This is a genomic window from Mesorhizobium sp. KR2-14 (genome assembly GCF_040049255.1).
Classification (GTDB): domain Bacteria; phylum Pseudomonadota; class Alphaproteobacteria; order Rhizobiales; family Rhizobiaceae; genus Pseudaminobacter.
This window is the reverse complement of record NZ_JBDZDR010000001.1, coordinates 414600-436156: the sequence shown is the minus strand read 5'-3', so window position 1 is coordinate 436156 and position 21557 is coordinate 414600. Positions and strand designations below refer to the sequence as shown.

Sequence of the window (21557 nt, the reverse complement as noted above, 5' to 3'; positions counted from 1 at the left end):
CTCTCACGCCAGCCACTCCGAAAGCTTCGCCTTGCGCACATCCTGCAGCAGCCGGACAAATCCGCCGGCCTGATGCTCGGCGGTCAGTCGGCCCTTTTCGGCGGTAGCGATGGCCGCATTGCCGACCACGCCATGCTCGTTGAGATCGGCGGAAAGCCAGGCATAGGCATGGGTGCCGGTCTGGCGCATCAGCTCGAAGCTCTGTTCCGCCCGGGCGACGTTGGAGACGAAATTCTCCGCCTGGCTCATGTCGACCAGATCGGGCCGGAAATGCAGCATCAGCGAAGTCTCGACATCGCCGCCATGAATGCCGTGGCGGTCTTCCAGCTCGGGATACATGCCCGCAGGGCGGCCGAAGCGCTGCCAGCTCGTCTTCACCGCCAGCATGTCGAAACGCACGCGCATTTCGCGCGTCACGATGCCCATGATCTCCTCGTTGCCGCCATGCGAATTGACGATCACCAGCTTGCGCACGCCCGCGCGCGCGATGGAAACGCCAAGCTCGGTCCAGGCCTCGATCAGCGTTGTGGCTGGCAAGGTCAGCGTGCCGGGCGAACGAATGTGCTCGTTGGACTTGCCGACCGCCTGGATGGGCAGGATGCGCACGTCGAGATTTTCCGGCAGGCGCGGGATGATCGTGTCCAGCATGCCCTGCATGATGGTCGTGTCGGTCGAGACAGGCAGGTGGGGCCCATGCTGCTCGATCGCCGCCACGGGCAGCACCGCAATCGTCGCCTCGGGATCGATGTTGGCATATTCGGTGGTGCGATAATCGCCCCACCAGACGCGTCTTCTTGCTTCGGCCACGTTGAACCTCGTTTGCTGATTTGATTTGCGGCCTAGCTCCGGATCGCGCCTTTGTCGATCACCCGGCCGCGATAACCTCGACCTCGATCTTGAATTCGGGCCGCGAGAAGCCGGCGACGATCAGCAGCGTGGAGGCTGGCGCCGGCTCGGAAAACAAGCGGTCTCGCACCTCCATATAGGGCTTCAGAAAGGCGCGGTCGCTGACGAAGGTGTTGATCCGCACGATATTGGCCAGCGTCATGCCGGCTTCGCCCAGCACCGCGGCAATGTTGTTGAAGCACAGTTCGGCCTGCGCGCCGACGTCATCCGGCACTGAATCGTCAGGGCCGATGCCCACTTGGCCCGAGCAGACCACCAGCCTTTTGCCGGCGGGCACCTCGACGCCGTGGCTGTAGCGCGCAAATGGCGGTCTGATCGACTTCGGCGTCAGGAACCTGAACATTTTTCTCTCCTCCAATCGCACAAGCTAAGGCTGAATCCCCACCGCATTCAAGCGTCTGACGCTGCGTTAGAATTCTGGACTCGTGTTCGAAAAATGGGCACGATGCGCGCGCGAATGGCATGACGGCGCCGGCGTTTGCCGGAGGAGGGTGAGGCAAGCGCGCCCCGCATCGGCGCCGCCCCATGGTCGCGCCCCATGCGCTTCGACGAGGACAACACGCCCGGCATAACCGGCCAGCGGCATTAGAGGGGTGCGTGCATGAGCAGGAATTTCGTGATCTCCATCGGCGTCGGCGCGCTTCTCGGCGCCACCGCCTCGACCGCTTTCGCCAACGAGAAGGTCACCTTCATGACCAACTGGCTGGCCCAGGCCGAGCACGGCGGCTACTACCAGGCCGTGGCCGACGGCACCTATGCCGCCTGCGGGCTGGACGTCACCATCCAGCAGGGCGGGCCGCAGGTCAGCGGCCGGCCGCTGCTGCTTGCCGGCAAGATCGACTTCTACATGGGCGGCAACCTGCTGCAGGCCTTCGACGCCGTGCAGCAGGACATTCCGCTGCGCATCGTCGCGGCCACCTTCCAGAAGGATCCGCAGGTGGTGATCTCTCATCCCGGGCAGGGGCTCGACACATGGGAGGACCTACCGAAGGCGGAGCAATACATTCTCGGCGACGAGGGGATGCAGAGCTTCTTCCAGTGGATGGTGACCGACTACGGCTTCGACCTGGCCAAGCGCGTGCCCTATACCTTCAACGCCGCTCCTTTCATCGCGAACCCTAAATCCATCCAGCAGGGCTACGCGACGTCCGAGCCCTTCGCGGTTGAGAAGGAGGGCGGCTTCAAGCCAAACGTCTTCCTGCTCGCCGACTATGGCTTCAGCACCTATGCCACGACCATTGAGGCGATGCAGAAGACCATCGACGAGCGGCCGCAGGTGGTGCAGTGCTTCGTCGATGGCTCGGCCAAGGGCTGGTACAATTATCTCTACGGCGACAACAAGGCCGCCAACGAGATGATCAAGAAGGACAATCCCGACATCACCGACGAGCAGGTTGCCTTTTCGATCAAGCAGATGAAGGACCACGGCATCGTCGATTCCGGCGACGCCGAAACGGCAGGCATCGGCGCCATGACCGACGAGCGCGTGGCCGATTTCTACGCCAAGATGGTCAAGGCCAAAGTCGTGCCGGAAGGGCTCGACATTAAGAAGGCCTATACGCTGCATTTCGTGAACAAGGGCGTCGGCCTCGATCTCAAGAAATAAGCCCGGCGCGGGATGATGCATTCCAGCACGGCAGTAACGCCCGCAAGCGTCGAGAGAAGCGGACCGCTTCTGGCGCTTCGCGCGGTCGGCAAGAGTTTTTCAAACGGCGTCACGGCGCTTAGCGACGTCAATCTGACCATCGGGGAGGGTGATTTCGTCAGCCTCCTCGGCCCTTCTGGCTGCGGAAAGTCCACCGCGCTGCGCATCATCGCCGGCCTCACCACGCCCACCACCGGCATGCTCGACTGGCCGCGCCGCGCAGGCGAGCAGGCATCAGTCGGCTTCGTGTTCCAGGAGCCGACGCTGCTGCCCTGGGCGAGCGTTTTCGACAATGTCTGGCTGCCGCTGCGGCTCAGGGGCGTTTCTCGTAGCGAAGCGGCGCAGGCTGTCGCCAAGCTGCTGGAGCGCGTGCACCTCACCGGTTTCGAAAAGGCCGTGCCGCGTGAGCTTTCGGGCGGCATGCGCATGCGGGTGTCCATCGCCCGTGCGCTGGTCACGCGGCCGCGCCTGCTGCTGATGGACGAGCCTTTCGCCGCGCTGGACGAGATCACCCGCTTTCAGCTCAATAACGACCTGCTCGAGCTCTGGCAGGAGGAGCGGTTCACGGTCGTCTTCGTTACGCACAGCGTGTTCGAAAGCGTGTTCTTGTCCAACCGCATCGTGGTGATGGCGGCGCGGCCGGGGCGCGTGTTCGAAGAGGTCGCGGTGGACGCAGCCTATCCGCGCGACGAGGCGTTTCGCACCTCGCCGGACTATGCAGCACTTTGCCGGCGGGCCTCCGATGTGCTGGGCGAGGCGATGCGGAGTGGCGGGGCATGACGGCAACCCGGGCACCTGCAGTCGACCAGGAAGAGATGCGGCGGGCGCGCAGTGAGCGGCTGGAACGCATCGGCAGATGGGTGGTGCCGCTCGCAATCATGGCGCTGGCGATCTGGCTGTGGGACCGCATCTGCGTCTGGAACGAGATTCCGCAATATATCCTGCCGCGCCCCGGCGTGGTGGTGCAGACACTTTATTCCGATGCCGGGCTTTTGTTCGGGTCGCTGCTGGTGACGCTGAAGATCACCTTTCTCGGCCTGCTTCTGGCGGTGGTCGGCGGTGTTGGGCTTGCGGTTCTCTTTGCGCAATCGAAATGGGTGGAGATGTCCTTCTTCCCCTTCGCCGTCGTGCTGCAGGTCACGCCGATCGTGGCGATCTTCCCGCTCATCAACATCTATGTCGACAACCAGACCGCCAAGCTGTTGCTATGTGCATGGATTGTGGCCTTCTTCCCGATCCTGTCCAACACCACGCTGGGCCTCAACTCGGTCGACCGCAATTTGCGCGACCTGTTCCGGCTGAACGGCGCGACGCGCCGGCAGGAGCTCTGGCACCTGCGCCTGCCGGCGGCGATGCCCTATTTCCTCGGCGGGCTGAAGATCGCCGGCGGGCTTTCGCTGATCGGCGCGGTGGTGGCCGAATTCGTCGCCGGCGCCTCCGGCCAGTCGTCGGGGCTCGCCTCGCGCATCATCGAGGCCGGCTATCGGCTGAACGCGCCGCGCCTGTTCGCCGCGCTGATCCTGATTTCGTTCACCGGCATCGTCATCTTTCTCGTGCTGTCGCTTGTCTCGCATCTCATCTTGCGGCGCTGGCACGAAAGCGCGCTGAAGCAGGAGGCGTAGGTGGCTGCCAATATCCAGCCCGGGCAAGACGATCGGCGAGAACCTGGATTGCGATTGGCGGTCGGGCAAGACATATCTGTTCCGGGTCTCGCAGCGGGCAGTGGGGTGAAATGAAAGTCCTGGTCGTCTATTGCCATCCGGTGCCGGAGAGCTTTTGCGCGGCGGTGCGCGACGCCGCGCTCGAGGCCATAGCCGCCAAGGGCTGCGAGGCGCGGCTGGTCGATCTCTATGCCGAGAATTTCGACCCCGTCATGCGCGACTGCGAGCGGCGCGAGTACAATGATCGCGCCCCGACCGATCCGGCGCTTGGCGCGCATATCGAGCACCTGAAATGGGCCGAGGCCATCGTCTTCATTTACCCGACCTGGTGGTATGGCCTGCCGGCGATGCTGAAAGGGTGGCTCGATCGCGTCTGGGCAACCGACGTGGCATTCGAGCTGCCGAATGGGCCGGGACCGATCCGGCCGCTGATGACACATGTTGCCAAGATCGCCGTCATCACCACCTGCGGCGCGCCGCGCTGGTGGTCGCATGTGGTTGGGCATCCCGGACGCAAGACGATTTTGCGCGGCATCCGGGCGCTGTGCGGCTGGCGCTGCCGCACGCTGTTTTTGGCGCATTACCTGATGGACAGTTCCACACCGGAAACCCGCGCCGCCTTCCTGCGGAAGGTGCGGCGCAAGTTGAGGGAGTTTTGAGGTGGGCGTCAGCGCGCTTCATCTACCCCCACCCCGCTCCGCTGCGCGGATCGACCCTCCCCACACGGGGGGAGGGTAAAGTGGTGCTTACGCCCTTACTCGTTCTGCCTTCGGGTCGTACATCGGCTTCAGCGAAGCTTCGGCCGCAAAGCGTTCGCCGGCGATCTCGATCTCGTATTTCGAGCCAAGCACGTCGGCCTCGCTCTGGCCCTTGGCCGGCACATAGCCCATGCCGATTGCGCCGCCGAGATGGTGGCCGTAATTGCCGGACGTCACCGTGCCCACGATCTTGCCGTCGCGCACGATCGCCTCGTTGTGGAACAGCAGCGGCTCCGGATCGGTGAGGCGGAACTGCACCAGCCGGCGATCGAGGCCGGCTTCCTTCTTGCGCAGCACCGCGTCGCGGCCAAGAAAATCGCCCTTGCCGGTCTTCACGGCAAAGCCGAGGCCGGCTTCCAGCACGTGGTCCTCGTCGGTGATGTCGTGGCCGAAATGGCGGAACGCCTTTTCGATGCGGCAGGAATCGAGCGTGTGCAGGCCGCATAGTTTCAGGTCGAACTCGCGGCCGGCTTCTTCCAGCGCCTCGAACACATGCGCGGTCTGGTCGGTCGAGACATAGAGCTCCCAGCCGAGTTCGCCGACATAGGTCACGCGATGGGCGCGAGCGAGGCCCATGCCGATCTCGATTTCCTGAAATGTGCCGAAGGGGTTGTGCTCGTTTGAAAAATCGTTCGGGCTGACCTTCTGGATCAGCTCGCGCGAACGCGGGCCCATCAGGCAGAGCACGGATTCGGACGCGGTCATATCGGTGATGACGACGAACTCGTCGCGCGCGTGCTTTCGCAGCCATGCAAGGTCGCGCTGCAGCGTGGCGCCCGGCACCACCGCGAAGAAGGACGTTTCCGACAGGCGCGAGATGGTGAGGTCGCTTTCGATACCGCCGCGATTGTTCAGCATCTGCGTGTAGACGATCTTGCCCGGCGCGACGTCTAGATCGTTGGCGCACATGCGTTGAAGGAAGGCGAGCGCATCGCGGCCCTCGATCCGGATCTTGCCGAAGGAGGTCATGTCGAACAGGCCGACATTGTTGCGCACGGCAAGATGTTCCTCGCGGCCGTTCTCGAACCAGTTCTGCCGCTTCCAGCTGTAGCGATATTCGCGTTCCTGGCCTTCCTTGGCGAACCAGTTGGCGCGCTCCCAGCCGGCGACTTCGCCGAAGACGGCGCCGCGCGCTTTCAGGTGCTCGTGGATCGGCGAACGCCGCACGCCACGCGAGGTGACCACCTGCCGGTAGGGGAAGTGGTCGGCATAGAGCAGGCCGAGCGTTTCGGAGACGCGCTCCTTGAGATAGGCGCGGTTCTTCTGGAACGGCTGGGCGCGGCGGATGTCGACTTCCCAGAGGTCGAACGGTGCTTCGCCATCATTGATCCACTGCGCCAGCGCCATGCCCGCGCCGCCGGAGGAGACGATGCCGATGGAATTGTAGCCGGCCGCCACCCAGTAGCCGCCAAGCTCCGGCGCCTCGCCGAGATAGTAGCGGTCGTCGGGCGTGAAGCTCTCCGGGCCGTTAAAGAAGGTGTGGATGCCGGCGGTGCCGAGCATGGGCATTCGGTTCACGCCCATTTCGAGGATGGGCTCGAAATGCTCGAAGTCTTCCGGCAGCTGGTCGAAGCAGAAGTCTTCGCGGATGCCTTCCATGCCCCACGGTTTTGCGACCGGCTCGAAGGCGCCCAGCATCATCTTGCCGGCGTCTTCCTTGTAATAGGCGCACTCGTCCGGCACGCGCAGCACGGGCAGGCGGCCAAGGCCCTCGATGGCCTCGGTGACGAGATAGAAATGCTCGCAAGCGTGCAGCGGCACGGTCACGCCCGACATGGCGCCGAGTTCCCGCGCCCACATGCCGGCGCAGTTGATGACGATGTCGGTTTCGATCGTGCCCTGTTCTTCGCCTTGCGCCCAGGAAACGCCGGTGACGCGGCCGTTCTTCTGGTGGACGGCGGTCACCTTCACGCCCTCGACGACCTTGGCGCCGCGCTGGCGCGCGCCCTTGGCGAGCGCCATGGCGATGTTGGCCGGGTCGCACTGGCCGTCGAGCGGCAGGTGCACGGCGCCGACCACGTCGGAGACGTTGAGATGCGGATACATCTTCTTGACTTCCTGCGGCGAGATTTCGCGCACGTCGACGTCGAAGGCACGCGCCAACGAGGCCTGGCGGTAGATCTCGTGCTTGCGCTCTTCCGTCAGCGCAACCGTGATGGAGCCGACCTGGCGCATGCCGGTGGCAACGCCGGTCTCTTCCTCCAGCTTGACGTAGAGGTCGGCGGAATATTTCGCCAGCCGCGTCATGTTCTGCGAAGCGCGCAGCTGGCCGATCAGGCCCGCGGCGTGCCAGGTTGTGCCGCAGGTCAACTGCTTGCGCTCGAGCAGGACAATGTCGGTCCAGCCGAGCTTCGCGAGATGGTAGGCGACGGAGCAGCCGGATACGCCGCCGCCGATGATGACGGCCCTTGCTTTGCTGGGAATGGCCTTTTGCGGCAGGGAGGTCATGCGGTTATGCTTTCCTTGGATGTGCTGTAGGAGGCGACGAAGCGGCGCAGGCGTTGGGCCGCTTCCATCAATGTTTCTTCGGGCTGGCACAGGCTGATGCGGATGTGGCCAGCCGCGGATTCGCCGAAGCTCAAGCCCGGCATGACGGCGACGTTTTCCGCCGCCAGCAGGCCGAAGGCGAATTTCTCGCAATCGGTCTCGACGGCGCTCACGTCGAGCATGACATACATGCCGCCGGCCGAGCCGCGCACCGTGATGTTGTTGAGGCCGCGCACGGCGTCGAGGAACACGGTGCGCCGGGCCGCGTAGCGTTCAGCGATCTCTTTCACGCCATAGCCGTTTTCCAGCGCCTCGGCCGCCGCGCGCGAGATGAAGTCGCCCAGCCCGTAGGTGGTGACGAGGTTGAGGCTGGCCAGAACGGTGATGAGGTCCTTCGGGCCGGTCAGCCAGCCGATGCGCCAGCCGGTCATGCCGTGGCTCTTCGACATGGAGTTGATGACCAGCGTGCGCTCGGCCATGCCGGGTAGCGCACGGGGCGACAGGTGCTCGCCGCCGCCGAGCGTCCAGTAAACCTCGTCCGACAGCAGCCACAGGTCGTGCCTGCGGCAGACTTCAGCGAGGCCCTCGAGGCTTTCTCGCGTGTAGACGGCGCCGGTCGGGTTGTTCGGCGTGTTGATGAGGATGGCGCGCGTGTTGGGCTGCAGCGCCTTTTCGATATCCTCAGCGCGCGGCTGAAAACCGTCTTCCGAGCGCGCCTCCACCACCGTGAAATCGGCACCGGCCGCCCGGAAGGTCGGCGGGTAGGTGGCGTAGTAGGGCGCCACCACTATGGCGTGGTCGCCGGGGTCGAGCACGGCTTGGGTGGCAGTATAGAGCGCGAGCTGGCCGCCCGGTGCGGCAAGAATTTCGTCGGCGGTGGTGGGCACGCCGGTCGATTGCGTCGAAATCCGCGCCATCGCCTCGCGCAGGCGCGGAATGCCGGGCAGCTGGGTGTAGTGATGATAGCCGCCGCGCACGGCGGTCACGCAGGCTTCGACGGTCTCGGTCGGCGTGTCGAAATCGTGGTCGCCGACCGAGAGCATGATGATGTCCTCGCCGGCTTCCTTGCGGGTGACGGCTTCGAAATGCACCTCCCACCCGTCCTTGCCGGAGGGGGTGATGCCGGAAACGCGGGCGGATGGCTTAGGCATCGAAGGCTCCTGCGATTTCAAACCCGTCAGCGACAAGGCGGTCGCGCAGGGCTGCGATGTGTTCTGGCCCGACCTCGCAGCAGCCGCCAATGATGGAGGCGCCGCGCTTCGCCCAGCCGATAGCGAAGTCGGCGTAAGCAGCGGGGTCGAGGTCGTGGCGTGCGTGCAGCACGTCCACCGTGCCGCCATGCTTCAGCGCCTCGACGGCGGTGAAGCCGTTGGCATAGGCGCCGACCTTGCCGCCGAGCGCGAGGAGGTCCGCAAAGGCCGTATCGACCGCCTCGGGGCGGCAGCAATTGATGAGCCGCGCGGCGAGCGGCATGTCGCCAAGGGCCGCGTTTGCGGCGGCAAGGCTTTCGCCGCTGCGCAGGCGCGGTTCGCCATGGTCGGCCAGCGTCCAGGAGACCCAGACCGGCTTGCCGCTCTCGGTCGCGGCGGTGACGGCTGCGCGCGCTTCGTCGGCCGAGGCCATGGTCTCGCACAGGAACAGGTCGACATGGTCGGCCTGTTCGGCAACCACGCGGCGATAGATGTCCAGCGTCTTCTCATAGGAGATGGTCAGTGCCGGCGCATAGCTGCCGAACAGCGGCGGCAGGCAGCCGGCGATGGCGGCGTCTCCCGCCTCGTCGCGGGCCGCCTTGGCCAGCTCGATGCCGCGCCGCTGCAACGGCTTGAACAATTCCGGCGCGCCCTCGCGCTCCAGCCGCTCGGGCGTGGCGGAATAGGTGTTGAGCGTGATCACCCGGGCACCCGCCCGGATGAATTCCGCATGCAGGCCGCGCACCAGGTCGGGCTCGTCCATCAGCACCTTTGCCGACCACAGCGGCGTGGGCTCGCCCTTGCTTCGCCGCACGAGCTCCTGGCCCATGCCGCCGTCCGTGAGGACAACCTTCGTCATGCACGCAACCTTTCGTTCTTCGGGTCCCACAGCGGCTGGTCTTCCTGCACCACCGCCGCGCAATTCTCGCCGAAGATTTCCACCTGCACCTCGGTGCCCGGCACGGCGAGATCGGCGCGGATCATGCCAAGGGCGATGGATTTGTCCACCCTGTAGCCGAAGCCTCCTGACGTGGTTTCGCCCACCACCTTGCCGTCGTGCCAGATGGTCGACATGTACGGCGCGTCGCATTCGCCGGCGTCGACCACCAGCGTCACGAAGCGCTTCTTTACGCCTTGCTGCTTCTCGTTCATGAGTGCTGCCTTACCCTTGAACTCGGGCTTGTCCCACTTCACGAAGCGCTCCAGCCCGCCCTGCAGCACCGTGTAGTCTGTCGAAAGGTCGCCCTTCCAGGCGCGATAACCCTTTTCCAGCCGCAGGCTGTCGAGCGCAAACATGCCGAACGGCTTCAGGCCGTGCTTCTGGCCGGCTTCCCAGATGGCGTCGAAGATCGCGGCGGTGTCCTCGATCTTGGAGTGGATTTCCCAGCCGAGTTCGCCGGCAAAGGAAACGCGCACCAGCTGGCACCAGCGCCCCGCAACCTGCGCGCTCTGATGCGTGAGCCAGGGCTTTGTCAGGTCGGCGTCGGTCAGCTCGCCAAGGATAGCGCGCGAGTTCGGGCCCGACAGGATCTGGCAGGTGAAGTTCTCGGTCACGTCCTGCAGAGTGATCTCCGCGCCCTCCGGCAGATGCTTCTGCAGCCACTCGAAGTCGTGCCACTGGGCGATCGCGGCGGTGATGAGGAAGAAGAAGTCCTCGTCGATTGCCATGATCGACATTTCGGTGACGATGCGGCCGGCATCGTCGGCGAAGTAGCCGAGGCCGATGCGGCCGGGCTTCGGCACCACGCCGGTGATCAGCGTCGACAGCCACGCGCGCGCGCCGGGGCCCTGCAGGCGGAAGCGCGAGAAGCCGGGCAGGTCGAGGATGCCGGCGGCGTCCCGCACGGCGAGGCACTCTTCGCGGATGCGCTTTTCCCAAGGGCCGGAGCGCTTGAACGTCTGGGTCGATTCCTCCGACACGTCGTCGCCGGGTTGCGCGAACCAGGTCGCACGCTCCCAGCCGTTATAGGAGTTGAACTGCGCGCCGAGCTTCTGGATGCGATCGTGGATCGGGGAGTGCTTGCGGTCGCGGCCGGCCGGCCAGGCGTGGCGCGGGAACCAGATGGCATATTCGTTGCCGTAGATTTCCATGCCCTTGGCCACCGCATAGTCGGGCGCGGCCGCAAACGAGGTGAAGCGGCGCGGGTCGCACGACCACATGTCCCATTCGGTCTGACCTTCGGTCACCCATTCGGCCAGCACCTTGCCGGCGCCGCCGGCCTGCGCGATGCCGAAGGTGAAGACGCAGGCTTCGAAGGCGTTGGGCACGCCCGGCATCGGGCCGATCAGCGGGTTGCCGTCCGGCGCGTAGGGAATAGGGCCGTTGATGACCTTGGAGAGGCCCGCCGTGCCGAGGATCGGCACCCGGCGCACGGCATCGTCCAGATACCATTCCAGCCGCTCCAGGTCGTCCGGATAGAGCTGGAAGGAGAAGTCGGCCGGCATCGGGTCGTCTTCGGTAGCCCAATGGGCGCGGCAGTTGCGCTCATAGGGGCCAAGGTTCATGCCGTTCTTTTCCTGACGCAGGTAGTAGGAGCTGTCCACGTCGCGCAGCAGCGGCAGTTTTTGGCCGGCCTCCTTCGACCAGGCGGCTAGTTCGGGGATCTCGTCGAACAGGATGTACTGATGGCTCATGACCATCATCGGCACTTCGCGGCCGAACATGCGACCCACTTCCTGCGCGCGGTAGCCGGCGGCGTTGACGACATATTCGCAGCGGATTTCGCCCTGTGCGGTGGCGATCACCCATTCGCCGTTCTCGCGGCGCACGCCGCTGACGGGGCAGAAGCGGATGATCTTGGCGCCCATGTCGCGCGCGCCCTTGGCCAGCGCCTGGGTGAGCTGTGCGGGGTCGATGTCGCCGTCGTTCGGATCGTAGAGCGCGCCTTCCAGCTCATGCGTCTCGATGAAGGGGTAGCGGCCCGTGATCTCGTCGCGGCCGATCACCTCGATGTCCATGCCCTGATAGCGCCCCATGCCCTTGGCACGCTGGAACTCGCGCATGCGCTCCTTCGAGTGGGCAAGGCGCAGCGAGCCGGTGACGTGATAGTTCATCGGGTAGTCGACTTCGGCTGCCAGCCCCCGGTAGAGTTCCGTGGAGTAGCGCTGCATGTTCATCAGCGACCAGGACGACGAGAAGGTCGGCACGTTGCCCGCCGCGTGCCAGGTAGAGCCCGACGTCAGTTCGTTCTTTTCCAGAAGCACGCAATCGGTCCAGCCGGCCTTGGCCAGATGGTAGAGCGCTGAGACGCCGACCGCGCCGCCGCCAATGATGACCACACGTGCCGTCGTCGGAAACTCCGCCATTTTTTCCTCCCTCAATTCACATTTCGAGCCGGCTCCTCTGCCGGGCCCGTGTAATTCCGATATTCCTCAATAGACCGGCGGCGAGATCACCCAGATCACTACCGCCGGCTCGCTGCCCGGATTTCTCCACCGGAACGGCTTGCCTTCGAACCGGAAACTGTCGCCTTCGCCCAGATGGTGCCACGTGCCGTCGATCTCGACGTCGAACACGCCGGATACCACATAGCCCGCTTCCTCGGTCGGCCGGTTGGCGGGCTTCTTCAGCTCCGCGCCGGGCGCGAATTCGGAGCGCAGCATCTCGAAGCTGCCGCCGAGGTCCGGAGACAGCAGTTCTTCCACCAGGCCGGTTTCGCTCGTGCCCAGCGAGCGGCGGCGGCCGGCGCGCACGATCACGCCGCGTTCTGCCTCGTCGGGCACATCATGGCCGAAGAATAGGCTGACCGGCACGCCGAACAGCTCCGCAAAGGCGCGCAGGTCGCCGATGGATGGCGTCGACAGGCCGCGCTCGACCTGGCTCAGCCAGCCGACCGAGCGGCCGAGCGTCAGCGCGACTTCCGAAAGCGTCAGTCCGCGCCCCTTGCGCAGCGCACGCAGATCGCGCGCCAGCAGCGCATTGGCGCTGCTTTCGGGCGAGCCGTTGGTCGCTGAATGTCGGGCCCTTTGCGGCGACATGAAAATTTCTCCTCAAATTTCACCAGATGACAGTTCGATGAAAAATTCAAGCGGAATTTCACGTAGTGCAGGTATTGCTTGCGAGAGCGGGTGGGCTGGTGCAAATGCTGGGGCGACCGGGGGCGAGGGGGGCGTTCCGGTTGCGGACCGTATCAGAAGGAAAAGGTCATGCTTGCACGCGGAACCGGGGCGAATTCGAATGACGTGGCAGATGACGTCGATGAGGCGATCATGTCGCGCCGCTCGGTGCGCGCATTCCTGCCCACGCCGGTGGACGACCAGACGATCCGCGAGATCCTCGATGTCGCCGCTCGCGCGCCGTCCGGCACCAACATGCAGCCGTGGAAGGTCTATGTCACCAAGGGCGAGACCAAGCAGCGCATCGGCGACGCGATCCTGAACTCCGGCATCCGCGCCGAGAAGGCTGTCTGGGACGAGTACAAATATTATCCCGACCAGTTCTTCGAGCCCTATCTGGCGCGCCGCCGCGCCAATGGGTTCGGCCTCTACAGCGCGCTCGGCATCGGCCGGCGCGAGGTGGAGCGCATGCGCGCGCAGCACGACCGCAACTTCATCTTCTTCGACGCGCCGGTGGGCATGATCTTCACCATCGACCGCCGGCTCAACCAGGGCTCCTGGATCGATTATGGCATGTTCCTGCAGAACATCATGATCGCCGCGCGGGCGAGGGGGCTGCACACCTGCCCGCAGGCGGCGTTTGCGCCTTATCACCAGCAGATCAGGCCAATCCTGAACATTCCCGACGAGGAAATCGTGGTGTGCGGCATGGCGCTCGGCCACGAGGACACCACCAAGCCGGAAAGCACGTTCCGCACCGACCGCGCCCCGCAGGAGGAGTGGGTCACGTTCTGGAAGTGAGGCGGGTCAGCGCTTCCCTTTCCTTCGGCCAGTCAGTAGGGCGCTGGGTCTATCTCACCTCGTAGCCGACTTCCTCCGACGCCCGGCACAGCGCGGTCCAGAAGCTGCGCGCGAAGGAGCGGAAGACGTATAGGTCGAACTGCGTCGGCGCCGTGCGTTGGATCATCGCGAAGATATCGTGATGCACCGTCGAGCGGCCTGCGCCGACCGGGAAGGCGGTGCCAGAAAAATCGATGGCGAAGAATTTCGCCAGTACCCACTCCACCTTCGGGCCGGCGATGCGGATTGCGGTGCGGCCATGCGACAGGTCGGTCACGGTGCCAACGGAAATTTCCACATCCTTGGCGAAGGCTTCCGCCAGCCCTTCCTTCTCGTCCACCACGAGGAACTTTCCGGGCGCGAAACCGAAGGCCGCCTTGGCGTCACCCGGCGCGCCGCCGCCGGCGCCGTCCGGCAGCGTCAGCCCGGCCACCTTCCTGATGGCGGCGATGATGGCCTTTTCCTCGCCAGGCCAAGCCGCGAGCTGCACGATGGAACCCGGCGCGGTTTCCGAAAGATAGACACCGACGCCGTCGGAAAAGTTGCCGTGCGAACCGGGCTTCCACACCGGCTTCAGCGGAGATTCCTGCTCAACCATGCATGCGGCTCCCTTCCGGGTCATAGAAATGGTGGCTGACGATCTCGACCGGCCCGAAACGCTTGCGCAGCGGATCGGAGACGAAAGCGCGGGTGCCGCGACGGCTCTTGCCGTCCTTCACCAGGGCCAGCGCGATATATTTGCCGAGCGTCGGCGAATAGCACATGGCCGTGACGTGGCCGATGGAGTCGCGCGGGCCGTCCTCGTGCAGTTCCTCCACGATGTGCGCGCCGCCATTCACCGGGCGGTTGTCGAGCGGGATGATGCCGACGAGTTGCAGCCGGCCTTCGCCAACGAGCCCCTCGCGGTCCATCATGGCCGAGCCGACGAAGGGTTTTTTCTTCGACAGCATCCAGTCGAGGTGGAGGTCGCGCGCGGTGGTGCGGCCGTCGATCTCGGCGCCGGTGACATGGCCCTTCTCAATGCGCATGGTGCCCAGCGCCTCGAGACCATAGGGCACGATGCCGAAGGGCTTGCCGGCTTCCATCAGCGCTTCCCACACATGGGTGCCGTGGCCGGCGCCGCAATAGACCTCGTAGGCCAGCTCTCCGGAGAAGGAGAGCCGGCAGATCATCACCTTGGCGCCGGCGATCTCGCCTCGCACGATGCCCATGAATGGCAGTGTCTCGTTGTCCACCTTGGTGCCGGTCACGCAAGCCGCCAGCACATCGCGCGAGCGCGGGCCGGAGATTGCCGCACCCGCCCATTGGTCGGTCACGGAGGTGAGCTGCACCTTCAGTTCCGGCCACACCACGTCGAGCAGATATTCCAGATGCTGCATGACCTTGCCGGCATTGGCCGTGGTGGTGGTCATCAGGAAGTCGTGCTGGCCAAGCCGCCATGTCGTGCCGTCGTCAAGGACAAAGCCGTCCTCGCGCAGCATCAGGCCGTAGCGGGCCTTTCCGACCGAGAGGGTGGAGAAGATGTTGGTATAGACGCGGTCGAGGAATTCGCCCGCATCCGGCCCCTGCACGGCGATCTTGCCGAGCGTGGAGACATCGACGAGGCCGACGCCCTCGCGCACGGTCTTCGTCTCGCGCACATATGCCTGCTCGACCGTTTCGCCGGGCAGGGCGTAGATCATCGGCCGGTGCCAGAGGCCGGCGCCATATGTGGTCGCGCCGTTGTCGATGTGCCAGTCGTGCATCGGCGTCAGCCGGTCAGGCCGGATGTCGCCGTAGCGTTCGGCGGCCAGCGAGCCCACCGAAACCGGCGCGAAGGGCGGCCGGAAGCGCGTGGTGCCGACTTCGGGGATCTGCTTGCCGAGCGCGTCGGCCATGATGGCCAGGCCCGGCACGTTGGAACTCTTGCCCTGGTCGGTCGCCATGCCAAGCGTGGTGTAGCGCTTCAGGTGCTCGACGGAGACAAAACCTTCCTGGTGGGCGAGGCGCACGTCGTCGGCCGTCACGTCGTGCTGGTGGTCGACGAAAGCCTTGCCCTTGGCCTTGATTTCCAGGACGGGGGCCGGCTTCGGGTCGAGCCCATCGGCGTCGACTGCCGGCAAGTCAGGCTCAGCGGAGGCGGGCGCATTGGCCGCCTTCAGGCCGGCGGCGTGACCCTCGGCCAAGGCTTCGGCGGTGGCGAAGCTGCCGTTGAAGGCACCGGCGCCGACCCAGTTCTGCGTCGCTTGCGGCGGCAGGAAGGCCTGCAGTTCGTCGTCCCAGACCGGATTGAGGCCGGCCTGGCTGGCGAGATGGATCGTCGGCGACCAGCCGCCCGACACCAGCAGGCAGTCGGCCTGGATATTGCGCGGATCGCCCGAGAGACTGCCGGTTGCGGCGTCAATGCGCTGGACCTTGATGCCACTCAGCTGTTTGCCGCCTTCGGTGTCGATCACGGCAGCCCCAAGAATGCGCTCGCCGCCCACCTTGCCGGCGATGTCGCGCGCGGCGTCCGAGATCTGGTCGCGGATGTCGATGATGGCGGTGACGTCGCCGCCCGCCTTCTTCAGCGAAAGGGCGGTGCGATAGGCGCCGTCGTTGTTGGTGAAGATGGCGACCTTGCGACCCGGCAGCACGCCGTACTGGTTGGCGTAACGCTCGGCCGCGCCCGCCAGCATCACGCCCGGCCGATCATTACCCGGAAACACCAGCGGCCGCTCCAGTGCGCCGGTCGCCAGCACCACCGCTTGTGCGCGGATGGTCCACTGCCGATGACGCGGCTCGCCCTTGGCGGGGGTGAGCTTGTGGTCGGTGACGCGCTCAAGTGCTGCCAGCGTGTTGCTGTCGTAATAGCCCCAGACGGTGGTGCGCGGCAGTACGCGCACATTGTCCCGGCTCTTCAGGTCGCGCAGCATGGCAGCCGCCCAGTCGGCGGCGGCCATGCCGTCGATGGTCTCGTCCGACCAGTTGGCCGAGCCACCTGGCGTGGCGTCCAGATCGGCGAGGATGACACGCCCGCCCTTGTCGGCGGCCGCTCTCGCCGCCATCAGACCGGCCGGGCCAGCGCCAACCACCAGCACGTCGCAGAAGGCGTTCATGCGCTCGTAGCGCGACGGGTCTTTTTCCGTACCAGCACGGCCTAGGCCCGCGGCGCGGCGGATGAAATATTCGCAGAACATCCAGAAGCGGGTGCCCTTCAGCGGGCCAATCACCGGTCCCATGAAGGTCTTGTAGTAGAAGCCCGCACCAAGCACCTTGCTTCCGAGCTGGTTGATCGCGCCGATGTCGAAGGCGAGCGACGGGAACCGGTTCTGGCTCTCTGCCACAAGCCCGTCATAAATCTCGATCATCGTGGCCGGAATGTTGGGCTCGCGCACGCCGCCGCTTGGCACGGTGACCAGCGCATTCGGCTCCTCCACGCCGGCCGTCAGCACGCCGCGCGGCCGGTGGTATTTGAAAGAGCGGCCGAACAGCACCACGCCATTGGCCAACAGGGCCGAGGCCAGCGTATCGCCGGCATGGCCGGTGTAGGGCTTGCCGTCGAAGGTGAAGCGGACGGTGCGAAGGCGGTCGATCCGACCGCCGGACACGGCGCGGCGCGGGCTCATGCCTTGGCTCCAGTCTTCCGATGGCCATCCGACTTGCGGTGCCCGGCATCGCGCGCGAAGCCGACGCTCGAAATCACATGCGTCAGCGTGTTGCGCGTGACTTTCAGGTGAGCGCGGCAGCCGCCCGAGTGCTGCCAGATTTCATGATGCTCGCCGCGCGGGTTCAGCCGGTCGTAGACATAGGCGTTCCATGCCGCCTGATCCGTGGAGGCGGGGTCGGGGCGCGCGCGGTTGCCGTCGCCCTGATAGGTGTATTCGGATACGTCGCGCGGACCGCAATAGGGGCAGGTGATCAGCATCGCAATTTTCCGCTCAGTGCAGGCGCGGGGTCGAGCCCACGCCCTTGTCGTCGATGATGGCGCCGCGGTGGAAACGGTCGAGCGTGAAGGGCGCGTTGATTTCGTGCGGCTCGTCCTTGGCGATGGTGTACGCAAAGGACCAGCCGGAGGCGGGCGTGGCCTTGAAGCCGCCGTAGCACCAGCCGCAGTTCAGATACATGCCGGGCAGGGGGCCGGTGGTGATGATCGGCGAACCGTCCATCGACATGTCGCACACGCCGCCCCAGGAGCGCAGCACGCGCACGCGGGCGAGGCTGGGGAAGAGTGCCAGCATCTCGCTGTTCACTTCCTCAACGACGGGCAGGTTTCCGCGCTGGGCGTAGCTGTTGTAGCCGTCGAGGTCGCCACCATAGATCAGGCCGCCTTTGTCGGACTGGCCGATGTAGAAATGGCCCATGCCGAAGGTCACCACCGTATCGAGGAACGGTTTTAGCGACTCCGACACGAAGGCCTGCAAGACATGGCTTTCGATCGGCAGCCTGTCGATGCCGGCCATGCTCATGACATGGCCGGTGGAACCGGCAACGGCCACCGCCACTTTCTTGGCGCGGATCTCGCCGCGCGTGGTGGTGACGCCGACAACGCGGTCGCCGTCCTTGATAAAGCCGGTGACTTCGCAATTCTCCAGAATGTCGACGCCGCGCCGGTCGGCGCCGCGCGCATAGCCCCAGGCCACTGCGTCGTGGCGTGCGGTTCCGGCGCGCCATTGCATCAACCCGCCGATGATCGGGAAACGCGCCGATGCCGAAATGTCGATGCCGGGCATCAGGCGCTTTATCTCGGCTGGTGTCATCAGCACGGAGTCGGCGCCGGAATGGACGATGGCGTTGCCGCGACGGGCATAGTCGTCAAGCTGGCCGGGAGTGTGCGCGAGGTTCAGCACGCCGCGCTGCGAGAACATGACGTTGTAGTTGAGGTCGTGGGAAAGGTTCTCCCATAGCTTCATGGAGTGTTCATAGAAGCGGATGTTTTCCGGCAGAAGGTAGTTGGAGCGCACAGCGGTGGTGTTGCGGCCGACATTGCCCGAGCCGAGATAGCCCTTCTCCAGCACCGCGACATTGGTGATGCCGTGTTCCTTGGCGAGATAGTAGGCGGTCGAAAGCCCATGCCCGCCGCCGCCGATCACGATCACGTCGTAAGAGGGTTTTGCGTCCGGCTTGCGCCAGGCAGGCTTCCAGTCGGGGTTGCCCGAGAAAGCGTTCCTCAGAAGCGAGAAGACCGAATATTCCGCCATTATTCCATGCCATCCGGTTTTGGGTGCCGCGCACAGTAATGGCACTCTGGCCGCGCCAGCGCCAATTTTGCGCCACGGCCTTTCGTATGGCCGACCTCGGAGCCGATCAAGCGGCTTGCTCCGTTGTCCAGCCGTCTTTATCACTGGTGCCCATCGAGAAACCGTTTGTGACCCCTTTGAATCGTCAGCTTCGCCTCCCGATCCTCAAGCGGCTTGCCGCGTTGTTTGTCCTGGTTGCCCTTGTCGGCAGCAACGGGCTCGTTGCTCATGCGCAGCAGCCGGCGCCCGAGGCGCCTGCCTCCTCGCAGCCGGCAGTCGGGCCCACCGCGCCGGCAGCGCACGCACCGGTCGCGTCGCCATCCGCCGGCGTGGTGGCCGAACAGCGCCAGAAGATCGAAGATCTAACCAAGCAGGTCGACGCGCTCGACAAGAGGATCGAGGCAAAGAGCGGCGACGATGCCGCGCTGGTGGAAATCCGCAGTCAGCTCGAAGCGGTCGACAAGTCGCTGCTGGAAAGCGGCGTCGCCTTCCGCCCGCGCCTGACCGAAATCAACTCGCGCATCGGCCAGCTGGGCAGCGCGCCGGCCGAAGGCCAGCCGCCCGAACCGGAAATGGTGGCCAATGAGCGCCGCGCGCTGACGACCGAAAAGGCCGAGATCAACGTGGTGCTCGGCAAGGCCGAGGATTTGTCGGTTCGTGTCAACGGACAGCTCAACAAGGTTGCCGGGCTGCGCCGCGACCTGTTCACCAACATGCTGACCAAGCGCTACGAACTGAGCAGCGCCCTCGACGGCGAGGTTGGCCATGCCGTGCAGTGGGAGTTTTCCCGCCTCTACAATTCGGTTTCCTCGTGGCTGCGTTTCGTGGTGCAGTTCAAGTATCGCGCCGTGGTGGCGGCGACCTTCTTCGCGCTGCTTGCGGCCGCGGTGCTGCAATTCGGCGGCAGGCGCCTGTTCGGCAGGCTGATCAACCGCGACCCGGTGCTGGAAGCACCGTCCTATCTCAGCCGGCTTTCGGTCGCGTTCTGGTCGACCCTGCTGCCGACGCTGGCGATGGGCGTGTTCCTGGCCGGAACCGTGGCGCTCTACAACTATTTCAACGTGCTGCGCGGCGACATCGGCCTTCTCATCGGCGGCGTGTTCTTCGTGCTGTTCGTCGCCTTTTTCGTCAATCGGCTGAGCCATGCCGCGCTCTCGCCGGACATGTCGAACTGGCGGCTGATCCCGATCGAGTCGCGCGCGGCGCGCCTGCTGGTCTGGCTGATCACTGCAACGGCCGTGGTCGTCGGCCTCGACTATTTCATGGGGCTGGTCAGCGAAACGCTGAGTTCGCCGCTTTCGGTGACCATTGTCAAAAGCCTGATCGCGTCGCTCGTCGTTGGCGTGCTTCTGGTGCTGATTGGCGTTGTCAGGCCCTTTGCCGACGAAAACGGCGCATCCCGCCCCTGGCCGGCCGCGCTGCGTTATTTTCTGTACGGCATCGGCATTGCCACCATCGTCTCGGCGTTGCTCGGCTATGTCAGCCTGGCGCAATTCGTATCGCAGCAGATCGTGATCACCGGCGCGATGCTTGCCACCGCCTATATCGGCTTCCTCTCTTCGCGCGCCATTTCGGAAGAAGGCAGCTTCGCCGAGACACCGATTGGCGGCTGGCTCAAGTCCCGCTTCGACATGGAAGAGACGACGCTGGACCAACTCGGCCTAGTCGTCAGTGCGGCGATCAACATACTCATCGTCATGGTGTTCCTGCCGCTGGTGTTGCTGCAGTGGGGCTTCAAGCCCGCAGACATGGCGGCATGGCTCAGCAAGCTGGCCACCGGCTTTCGGATCGGCACGTTCTCGTTCTCGCCGCTTGCGCTCGTCACGGGCGCCGTCGTCTTCGTGCTCGGCTATTTCATCACCCGCTGGTTCCAGGGCTGGCTCGACGGCTCCGTCATGGCGCGCGGCAAGGTGGATGCCGGCGTGCGCAACTCCATCCGCACCGTGATCGGCTATGCCGGCATAGCGCTGGCGGCGCTGATCGGCATCTCGTCTGCGGGCATCGACCTGTCCAGCCTGGCGCTGGTCGCTGGCGGTCTCTCGCTCGGTATCGGTTTCGGCCTGCAGAACGTGGTGTCGAATTTCGTCTCGGGGCTGATCCTGCTGGCCGAGCGTCCCTTCAAGGCCGGTGACTGGATCGTTGCAGGTGCGGTGTCGGGCACGGTCAAGAAGATCAGCGTGCGCGCCACCGAGATCGAGACCTTCCAGCGCCAGACCGTGATCCTGCCCAACTCCGAGCTGATCAACGGCGCGGTCGGCAACTGGACGCATCGCAACAAGCTCGGGCGCATCGAGATCCCGGTCGGCGTTGCCTACGGCTCGGACGTCAAGCGGGTGCACGAGGTCCTGCTCGATATCGCGCGCAGCCATCCGCTGGTGCTGAAGAACCCCGAGCCATTCGTGCTGTTTGCAGCCTTCGGCGAGTCCTCGCTCAACTTCGAGATGCGCATGTTCCTGTCGGACATCGGCAACGGTTCGATCGTGCAGAATGAGATCCGCTTCGCAATTCTTGAGGCCTTCGAGAAGGAGAACATCCAGATTCCCTTCGTGCGCCGCGAGGTCACGATGAAGGCGATCCCGCAACTCACCGAATGGCCCGTGGACGACGAAAAGGCGGAGGCCGAGTACCTGGAACAGCTCAGCGCCAAGGCCGCGGCCAAGCAAAAGCAACCCGCAAGCAGGCGCAGGAAACCGGATCCGGCGTGATCAAATTGTGGCATGAACGTGTCATTCAGTTGCCGTTCAGATTGGAACCCTTATAAGATCGCGGCAAAGGGCGATAAGCCCTGCGACCCAACAGAGGCGGTGGCGACACCG

General features: G+C 65.0%; 17 protein-coding genes. 6 read left to right on the top strand and 11 right to left on the bottom strand.

Going from position 1 to position 21557, the window contains the following annotated elements:
- Positions 1-3 precede the first annotated feature (3 nt).
- Positions 4-807: a creatininase family protein gene (locus tag ABLE86_RS02020; RefSeq protein ID WP_348777240.1), complete on the bottom strand. Its 804-nt coding sequence runs from the start codon at positions 805-807 to the stop codon at positions 4-6.
- 58 nt (positions 808-865) lie between these two features.
- Positions 866-1249: a RidA family protein gene (locus ABLE86_RS02015; protein ID WP_348777239.1), complete on the bottom strand. Its 384-nt coding sequence runs from the start codon at positions 1247-1249 to the stop codon at positions 866-868.
- 258 nt (positions 1250-1507) lie between these two features.
- Here ABLE86_RS02015 and ABLE86_RS02010 point away from each other — a divergent pair, with 258 nt between their 5' ends.
- The 4 genes from ABLE86_RS02010 to ABLE86_RS01995 all read left to right on the top strand — a co-directional run bounded on the left by ABLE86_RS02010 (position 1508) and on the right by ABLE86_RS01995 (position 4871).
- Positions 1508-2512: an ABC transporter substrate-binding protein gene (locus ABLE86_RS02010; protein ID WP_348777238.1), complete on the top strand. Its 1005-nt coding sequence runs from the start codon at positions 1508-1510 to the stop codon at positions 2510-2512.
- Positions 2513-2527: 15 nt separating this feature from the next.
- Positions 2528-3331 (top strand): ABC transporter ATP-binding protein, encoded by an 804-nt coding sequence (locus ABLE86_RS02005; RefSeq protein ID WP_348777722.1) that lies wholly within the window; start codon positions 2528-2530, stop codon positions 3329-3331.
- Entirely contained in the window at positions 3328-4173 is an 846-nt protein-coding gene (locus ABLE86_RS02000) for an ABC transporter permease (protein ID WP_348777237.1), read from the top strand. Before ABLE86_RS02005 ends, ABLE86_RS02000 begins: the two co-directional genes overlap by 4 nt.
- A 110-nt stretch (positions 4174-4283) precedes the next feature.
- Positions 4284-4871 carry an NAD(P)H-dependent oxidoreductase gene (locus ABLE86_RS01995; protein ID WP_348777236.1) on the top strand — a complete coding sequence of 196 codons (588 nt, stop codon included), beginning with the start codon at positions 4284-4286 and terminating at the stop codon, positions 4869-4871.
- 87 nt (positions 4872-4958) lie between these two features.
- On the opposite strand, the gene ABLE86_RS01990 is transcribed toward ABLE86_RS01995, so the two are convergent.
- The 5 genes from ABLE86_RS01990 to ABLE86_RS01970 all read right to left on the bottom strand — a co-directional run bounded on the left by ABLE86_RS01990 (position 4959) and on the right by ABLE86_RS01970 (position 12562).
- Positions 4959-7418, bottom strand: coding sequence for an FAD-dependent oxidoreductase (locus ABLE86_RS01990; protein WP_348777235.1), 2460 nt, complete (start codon positions 7416-7418; stop codon positions 4959-4961).
- Positions 7415-8608 carry an aminotransferase class I/II-fold pyridoxal phosphate-dependent enzyme gene (locus tag ABLE86_RS01985; protein ID WP_348777234.1) on the bottom strand — a complete coding sequence of 398 codons (1194 nt, stop codon included), beginning with the start codon at positions 8606-8608 and terminating at the stop codon, positions 7415-7417. The genes ABLE86_RS01990 and ABLE86_RS01985 overlap by 4 nt, the downstream gene beginning before the upstream one ends.
- The gene (locus ABLE86_RS01980) at positions 8601-9506 is read right to left on the bottom strand and encodes a homocysteine S-methyltransferase family protein (protein ID WP_348777233.1); all 906 of its coding nucleotides are present in this window, start codon (positions 9504-9506) and stop codon (positions 8601-8603) included. The genes ABLE86_RS01985 and ABLE86_RS01980 overlap by 8 nt, the downstream gene beginning before the upstream one ends.
- Positions 9503-11953, bottom strand: a complete 2451-nt coding sequence (locus ABLE86_RS01975) for an FAD-dependent oxidoreductase (RefSeq protein ID WP_348777232.1) — start codon at positions 11951-11953, stop codon at positions 9503-9505. The genes ABLE86_RS01980 and ABLE86_RS01975 overlap by 4 nt, the downstream gene beginning before the upstream one ends.
- A 66-nt stretch (positions 11954-12019) precedes the next feature.
- A complete protein-coding gene (locus ABLE86_RS01970) occupies positions 12020-12562 on the bottom strand; it encodes an XRE family transcriptional regulator (protein ID WP_348777721.1) in 543 nt (180 codons plus the stop codon).
- A 231-nt stretch (positions 12563-12793) separates the two neighbouring features.
- On the opposite strand from ABLE86_RS01970, the gene ABLE86_RS01965 reads away from it, so the two are divergent.
- A complete protein-coding gene (locus tag ABLE86_RS01965; protein ID WP_348777231.1) occupies positions 12794-13504 on the top strand; it encodes a nitroreductase in 711 nt (236 codons plus the stop codon).
- Positions 13505-13553: 49 nt separating this feature from the next.
- Here ABLE86_RS01965 and soxG read toward each other — a convergent pair whose 3' ends face one another.
- The 4 genes from soxG to ABLE86_RS01945 are packed head-to-tail and all read right to left on the bottom strand — an operon-like array spanning position 13554 to position 18702.
- Positions 13554-14141: a sarcosine oxidase subunit gamma family protein gene (soxG, locus tag ABLE86_RS01960; protein WP_348777230.1), complete on the bottom strand. Its 588-nt coding sequence runs from the start codon at positions 14139-14141 to the stop codon at positions 13554-13556.
- Entirely contained in the window at positions 14134-17130 is a 2997-nt protein-coding gene (locus tag ABLE86_RS01955; protein ID WP_348777229.1) for a sarcosine oxidase subunit alpha, read from the bottom strand. Before ABLE86_RS01955 ends, soxG begins: the two co-directional genes overlap by 8 nt.
- Positions 17127-17429: a sarcosine oxidase subunit delta family protein gene (locus ABLE86_RS01950; protein ID WP_348777228.1), complete on the bottom strand. Its 303-nt coding sequence runs from the start codon at positions 17427-17429 to the stop codon at positions 17127-17129. Before ABLE86_RS01950 ends, ABLE86_RS01955 begins: the two co-directional genes overlap by 4 nt.
- 13 nt (positions 17430-17442) lie before the next feature.
- Positions 17443-18702, bottom strand: coding sequence for a sarcosine oxidase subunit beta family protein (locus tag ABLE86_RS01945; RefSeq protein ID WP_348777227.1), 1260 nt, complete (start codon positions 18700-18702; stop codon positions 17443-17445).
- 371 nt (positions 18703-19073) lie between these two features.
- Here ABLE86_RS01945 and ABLE86_RS01940 point away from each other — a divergent pair, with 371 nt between their 5' ends.
- Complete coding sequence (locus ABLE86_RS01940; RefSeq protein ID WP_348777720.1) at positions 19074-21446, top strand: mechanosensitive ion channel family protein; 2373 nt, start codon at positions 19074-19076, stop codon at positions 21444-21446.
- Positions 21447-21557 lie beyond the last annotated feature (111 nt).

Coding starts and splice junctions, on each gene's coding strand:
- ABLE86_RS01980 (WP_348777233.1), bottom strand. CDS start 9,506: ATGACGAAGGTTGTCCTCACGGACGGCGGCATGGGCCAGGAGCTCGTG.
- ABLE86_RS02000 (WP_348777237.1), top strand. CDS start 3,328: ATGACGGCAACCCGGGCACCTGCAGTCGACCAGGAAGAGATGCGGCGG.
- ABLE86_RS01950 (WP_348777228.1), bottom strand. CDS start 17,429: ATGCTGATCACCTGCCCCTATTGCGGTCCGCGCGACGTATCCGAATAC.
- ABLE86_RS01955 (WP_348777229.1), bottom strand. CDS start 17,130: ATGAGCCCGCGCCGCGCCGTGTCCGGCGGTCGGATCGACCGCCTTCGC.
- ABLE86_RS01975 (WP_348777232.1), bottom strand. CDS start 11,953: ATGGCGGAGTTTCCGACGACGGCACGTGTGGTCATCATTGGCGGCGGC.
- ABLE86_RS02010 (WP_348777238.1), top strand. CDS start 1,508: ATGAGCAGGAATTTCGTGATCTCCATCGGCGTCGGCGCGCTTCTCGGC.
- ABLE86_RS01945 (WP_348777227.1), bottom strand. CDS start 18,702: ATGGCGGAATATTCGGTCTTCTCGCTTCTGAGGAACGCTTTCTCGGGC.
- ABLE86_RS01985 (WP_348777234.1), bottom strand. CDS start 8,608: ATGCCTAAGCCATCCGCCCGCGTTTCCGGCATCACCCCCTCCGGCAAG.
- ABLE86_RS01990 (WP_348777235.1), bottom strand. CDS start 7,418: ATGACCTCCCTGCCGCAAAAGGCCATTCCCAGCAAAGCAAGGGCCGTC.
- ABLE86_RS02015 (WP_348777239.1), bottom strand. CDS start 1,249: ATGTTCAGGTTCCTGACGCCGAAGTCGATCAGACCGCCATTTGCGCGC.
- soxG (WP_348777230.1), bottom strand. CDS start 14,141: ATGGTTGAGCAGGAATCTCCGCTGAAGCCGGTGTGGAAGCCCGGTTCG.
- ABLE86_RS02005 (WP_348777722.1), top strand. CDS start 2,528: ATGCATTCCAGCACGGCAGTAACGCCCGCAAGCGTCGAGAGAAGCGGA.
- ABLE86_RS01965 (WP_348777231.1), top strand. CDS start 12,794: ATGCTTGCACGCGGAACCGGGGCGAATTCGAATGACGTGGCAGATGAC.
- ABLE86_RS01995 (WP_348777236.1), top strand. CDS start 4,284: ATGAAAGTCCTGGTCGTCTATTGCCATCCGGTGCCGGAGAGCTTTTGC.